The following is a 1,877-nucleotide window of genomic DNA, read 5'->3' on the forward strand; positions in this document are numbered from 1 at the left end:
TGTCGTGGCTCTCGCCCAGGCTGATGTGGTCTGAAAAGGCGCTGCCGTTGACATAGTCCCGCTTGTCGCCAGTGCTGATCTGCACTGGCCGGTCTGCCGCCTCAAATGTGTCGTAGTAACGGTCTCCGCCCTGCGTCACCACATGGCGCTCGGGCTCGCCCAGCTCGTCGCTCAGCTGCAGCCCCAGGCCCTGGTCCTTCCAATCGAGCACATGGGCCAGTTGCCGCCACTGCGCGCCATCGAGCCGGTACACCCCCAGCGTGTGTCGCCCGGCTGCGCCTGCTTGCCCCTCTGGCCCTTGCGATTTGGTGTGCACACCGTTTGGCAGCACGTCGATACGGGTGCGGCCATCGGCGCTGTAATAGCTCGTGCTCTGGCTGTGATGGCGCTTGTAAACACCCGAAATTGCGCTGCCATCCACTTCCAGGTGCCCATCGCCATCGATGTCTACTATGGTGTCCACGCCTGAGTCTTGGCTGCTGAGCACGTAGGTGTCGTGGCCTTGGCCGCCTTCAAGATAGTCGCTGCCGCCCTTGCCTTCCAGCCGGTCTGCTTCATCGCCGCCGTAGAGGCGGTCATCAAACCCCTGGCCCTGCAGGTTGGAGCCTCCGGCTGCGCCAAACACAATCTGGCGGCGGTGGCTGCCAAAGCCTTGCAACACTTCTTGCTCGCTGCCCATGTCGTAGTAGCGCAGTCGCTGTGGATCCCGCAGCACACTGCCATTGCCCTGCTGCAACTCCTGGGTTTGCGCAATCAGAAAAGCCGCGCGGTCTTGCAGCCAGCGCTCGGTCAAGCGGCCGGTGCCAGATTGCGCGTCGTAAATCTGCAAATGGCTGGTATCCAGGCCCACTGCGGCAGTGTCCACACTGAGGGCCGACAGCGCTTGCAAGGCATTTCGCACATCCACATCGTTGCGGGCCATGCGCACCAGCTGCTCCTGCTCCATGGGCAGCATGCGGGCTCCAATGCCTTCGCGCTGCGGCGCGCTCATCGGGCTGAAAAAAGCGTAGGCCGCATCCTGAAACTGCGCATGCTTGGTCTGCCACAGCAAGGCTTGGCCCTCGTACGCACTGCGCATCATGTCCAGGAAATTGGCAGGCCCCACATCGGCCATCAGGCTCACCGCTGGGCTGATCGCTGGCGAAAACGCTGCCACATCCTTGACCAAGCCAAGCCAATTGTCATTGGCCAAATTGATTTCGATCTGCGCCGCAATGGATCGCAGATAGGCATCGTTGCTGGGCAAAAGCCTTCTTGTCTGCACAAAGGCAACGAAACGCGCCAGCTCGTACGCCGCTACAGCGCCAGCCTCGAAGGAGCTGGCCTTCCATGCCGCTTCATAGGCCGCAGTGGCAAACAAAATATTCTTGAAGTCATCGAAGGAATCGAGCCGCTGGTTCTCTGGCCGGCTGGCCGCCTCCAGCCCATCACGGGCGGGCTCGGCCAACAGGCGCCAGCTTTCAAAAGGCTCTTCACCGCCCAGCAAATTAAATCCCAGCGTGCCTGACCAGCCGGTATTGAAGACCACGGCATCGTCTGATTCTGACAGATGGCCTGCATAGAGGTTGACGCCAATGGAGCTGGCATCGTCTCTGGCAATCTGCACAATCGTTGGCACCGTCCAAGGGTCGTATCCATCAACCGATCTCAGGCCACTCAGCGACAGATAAAGATTCAGCGCCACGCCATTGGACGCTTTTTGCATTTCCTCTGCAGAAAAATGACGCCCTAATCGCAAATAGCCTTGATCGGGAACCTCTAAAAACCGGGCAATTCCTGGACTTCCAGCCCCAACACTTCACGATCTGAAAAAAACCGGATCAAGAAGCCCTTTTTTAGAGCGCGTTTGAGCCCATTTCCCTCCTTTTCCTCACGCA

At 59.6% G+C, this 1,877-nt stretch carries 1 protein-coding gene; it reads right to left on the reverse strand.

The window, feature by feature from the left end:
* The coding region (locus tag CLI93_RS14590; protein ID WP_476726715.1) for a calcium-binding protein at positions 1-1,705 on the reverse strand (1,705 nt) is incomplete at its 3' end.
* Positions 1,706-1,877 lie beyond the last annotated feature (172 nt).

Origin of the sequence: Vandammella animalimorsus, assembly GCF_002288875.1 — a bacterium.
In the GTDB taxonomy this organism is placed as follows: domain Bacteria; phylum Pseudomonadota; class Gammaproteobacteria; order Burkholderiales; family Burkholderiaceae_C; genus Lampropedia; species Lampropedia animalimorsus.